Origin of the sequence: Pseudomonas sp. K5002, from assembly GCF_013386655.1 — a bacterium.
Lineage (GTDB): Bacteria > Pseudomonadota > Gammaproteobacteria > Pseudomonadales > Pseudomonadaceae > Aquipseudomonas.
The window spans coordinates 1-3315 of the sequence record NZ_JACARK010000310.1 but is presented as its reverse complement, the minus strand read 5'-3'; the positions used below and the strand labels follow the sequence as shown (position 1 = coordinate 3315).

The following is a 3315-nucleotide window of genomic DNA, read 5'->3' as shown; positions in this document are numbered from 1 at the left end:
GTGATCACACGCGGCGCCGGCCGGCCCAACCCGAGGCGGGCCGCTACCTGTTGCGAGCGCTCCAGGCCCATGTCGATGGCTGACGGATGCAACTGCTCAAGGTAGGCGAGCCATTCGCCCAGGGTACGCTGGGTCATATGTTTGCAGGCACCGGTGGCACGACAATCGGCTCGATTTTAGGCGCGACGTACACAGGTGTCGGCAGGCCCATCATTTGCGCCAGCAGGCTACCCAGGCGCGGACGCAGTTCGCCGCGCGGAATGATCAGGTCGATCGCGCCGTGCTCCAGCAGGAACTCGCTGCGCTGGAAGCCTTCCGGCAGTTTTTCGCGAACGGTTTGCTCGATAACACGCGGGCCGGCAAAGCCGATCAGCGCCTTCGGCTCACCGACGATCACGTCACCCAGCATCGCCAGGCTGGCGGAAACACCACCGTAGACCGGGTCGGTCAGCACGGAGATGAACGGAATACCTTCTTCGCGCAGACGCGCCAGTACCGCGGAGGTCTTGGCCATTTGCATCAGGGAGATCAGTGCTTCCTGCATCCGCGCACCACCGGAGGCGGCGAAGCAGATCATCGGGCAACGGTTTTCCAGCGCGTAGTTGGCGGCACGTACAAAACGCTCACCGACGATGGCGCCCATCGAGCCGCCCATGAAGGAGAATTCAAAGGCCGAAACCACCACCGGCATGCCCAGCAGCTTGCCGCTGACGGAAATCAGCGCGTCCTTTTCACCGGTCTGCTTCTGGGCCGCGGTCAGGCGGTCCTTGTACTTCTTGCCGTCGCGGAACTTCAGACGGTCAACCGGCTCCAGGTCAGCGCCCAGTTCGGAGCGACCATCGGCGTCGAGGAAAATATCAATGCGGGCGCGGGCGCCGATACGCATGTGGTGATTGCACTTGGGGCAAACGTCCAGGGTCTTTTCCAGCTCCGGGCGGTACAGCACCGCGTCGCAGGATGGGCACTTGTGCCAAAGACCTTCAGGAACCGAGCTTTTCTTCACCTCGGAACGCATGATCGAAGGGATCAGTTTGTCTACTAACCAGTTGCTCATGCTTTCTTTCTCCAGTACCGGTGGCTTGAACACAGCCCCGCGTATGCCCTTGAGCTAAATTCATATGTGGCGATGACACAAACTGGACGGGGTCAGACGTTCGACCAGCCATTTCCTGCCTGTGCCCTCAGCCTTCCAGACAACCTGCCGTGCAGGGTTGCCACTTCATTTCCGGGCCTCCCACAGGCGGCGCCGGGCTGTTTTACACAGTGGTAGTTATGGACGGCGGCAGACTGCCAGCCGTCACATCGTCCCGCTGCTGTCGCGCACGGCCTGCATGAATGCGCGAATCCTTGCGTGATCCTTGATGCCCTTGCCCTGCTCTACCCCGCCGCTGACGTCCACGGCATACGGCCGAACCTGCTGGATGGCACTGGCCACGTTGTCCGGATTCAGGCCGCCCGCGAGGATAATCGGCTTGCTCAACCCTTCGGGAATCAACGACCAGTCAAACGCCTCGCCAGTACCACCGGGAACGCCTTCGACGTAGGTGTCGAGAAGAATCCCGCGAGCCCCGCCATAGGCAGCGCATGCCGCAGCAATATCGTCCCCGGCCTTGACCCGTAGCGCCTTGATGTACGGGCGCTGGTAGCTCTCGCACTCGTCCGGACTCTCATCGCCATGGAACTGCAGCATGTCCAGTTGCACGGCGTCGAGGGTTTCATTGAGCTCGCAGCGGCTGGCGTTGACGAACAACCCCACGGTGGTCACGAACGGTGGCAACGCGGCAATGATCGCCCGCGCCTGCAAGACATTCACCGCCCGCGGGCTTTTGGCATAAAACACGAAACCGATGGCATCGGCCCCCGCCTCGACCGCCGCCAACGCGTCTTCTATGCGGGTAATCCCGCAAATCTTGCTGCGAACGGCAGACATGTCGATGAAACCTCAGGGCGTGTCCGGGAAAGTCCCGGATGGTAACAAATGCTTTTGAGGGCGTCAGCCGCCAAGTTCGCTGAAACCTGTGAGGAAGTGTGGCCCGATGAATCGCTGGGGCAATTCGAACTCGTCGCGGTACTCCACATCCACCAGGTACAGGCCGAACGGATGCGCCGTGACGCCGCCGGTACGGCGAATCCGGCTTTCCAGCACTTCCCTGGCCCATTCCACCGGGCGTTCGCCGGTACCGATGGTCATCAGCACCCCGGCGATATTGCGCACCATATGGTGCAGGAAGGCGCCGGCGCGGATATCCAGCACGATCATCTTGCCGTGGCGCGTCACCCGCAGGTGGTGGACTTCCTTGATCGGCGACTTGGCCTGGCACTGCCCGGCACGGAACGCGCTGAAATCGTGGATACCTACAAGATGCTGGGCCGCCTCGGCCATGCGCTCGGCGTCCAGCGGGCGGTGGTTCCAGGTGATTTCTTCGTTGAGATGGGCCGGGCGGATCTGATCGTTGTAGATCACATAGCGATAACGCCGGGCGATGGCCTTGAAGCGCGCGTGAAAGTCCGCCGGCATCACCTTGGCCCAACTGACGCTGACGTCGTGGGGCAAGTTGATATTGGCGCCCATCACCCATGCCTTCATCGAGCGCTCGGCCTGAGTGTCAAAGTGCACCACTTGCCCGCAAGCGTGCACGCCGGCATCGGTCCGCCCGGCGCACATCAGCGACACCGGTGAGTCGGCGACTTTCGACAGGGCCTTCTCCAGGGTTTCCTGCACCGTCGGCACACCGGAGGCCTGGCGTTGCCAGCCACGATAGCGCGAGCCTTTGTATTCCACGCCCAGGGCGATTCTGAAAAAGCCTGCGGCGGCCATTTCGGCGGCCGCGTTATCTATATTTGCCAAGAACTGAGAGCCTGATGAGTTGCGCAAAGGCGGCCATTATAAGGCCGTGCGCCTGGGACGCCATGGATTTGGTGCCTGGATGGCAAAACGGCAGCCCGAAGGCTGCCGTTGTATTTACCGCGCGTATCAAGCCAGCCGGCTGAGCATTTCCTTGGCTTCGCCCTTCTGACCGTCATCGCCTTCCTTGAGCACCTCGCCAAGAATGTCCCGCGCCCCGTCGGCATCGCCCATGTCGATGTAGGCCTGCGCCAGGTCGAGCTTGGTGGCCACTTCGTCGGTACCGGAGAGGAAGTCGAATTCCGGCTCATCGCCACCCAACGCCGCGTCGTCGGCGGTGAAGGACGGTTCGATTGGCGGATGTTCCAGGCTTTGCGACAGGCGATCCAGCTCGGCGTTGACATCATCAAGCTCCGACGCAAACGCGTCCGGCTTGGCCGCTGCAGGCGCCTCGGGCTCGTCGGCCAGGG

Annotated in this window: 4 protein-coding genes and 1 pseudogene; all 5 read right to left on the bottom strand. The window is 62.2% G+C overall.

Annotated elements, in window-relative coordinates; all coding sequences use genetic code 11:
• Positions 1 to 137, bottom strand: a pseudogene (locus tag HX846_RS15680) (bifunctional tetrahydrofolate synthase/dihydrofolate synthase); the annotation flags it as partial.
• Positions 134 to 1054 carry an acetyl-CoA carboxylase, carboxyltransferase subunit beta gene (gene accD, locus HX846_RS15675; RefSeq protein WP_003212675.1) on the bottom strand — a complete coding sequence of 307 codons (921 nt, stop codon included), beginning with the start codon at positions 1052 to 1054 and terminating at the stop codon, positions 134 to 136. The gene accD and the pseudogene HX846_RS15680, both read right to left, overlap by 4 nt.
• A 243-nt stretch (positions 1055 to 1297) precedes the next feature.
• Complete coding sequence (locus tag HX846_RS15670; protein WP_003212673.1) at positions 1298 to 1930, bottom strand: phosphoribosylanthranilate isomerase; 633 nt, start codon at positions 1928 to 1930, stop codon at positions 1298 to 1300.
• Positions 1931 to 1993: 63 nt separating this feature from the next.
• Positions 1994 to 2818, bottom strand: coding sequence for a tRNA pseudouridine(38-40) synthase TruA (gene truA / locus HX846_RS15665; RefSeq protein ID WP_003212671.1), 825 nt, complete (start codon positions 2816 to 2818; stop codon positions 1994 to 1996).
• 156 nt (positions 2819 to 2974) lie between these two features.
• Positions 2975 to 3315 (bottom strand): FimV/HubP family polar landmark protein (locus HX846_RS15660; protein ID WP_306173121.1); only part of this gene is annotated, 341 nt, incomplete at its 5' end.

Excerpts from the sequence above, each read along its gene's own strand:
- accD (WP_003212675.1), bottom strand. The coding sequence starts at position 1,054 with ATGAGCAACTGGTTAGTAGACAAACTGATCCCTTCGATCATGCGTTCC.
- HX846_RS15670 (WP_003212673.1), bottom strand. The coding sequence starts at position 1,930 with ATGTCTGCCGTTCGCAGCAAGATTTGCGGGATTACCCGCATAGAAGAC.
- truA (WP_003212671.1), bottom strand. The coding sequence starts at position 2,818 with ATGGCCGCCGCAGGCTTTTTCAGAATCGCCCTGGGCGTGGAATACAAA.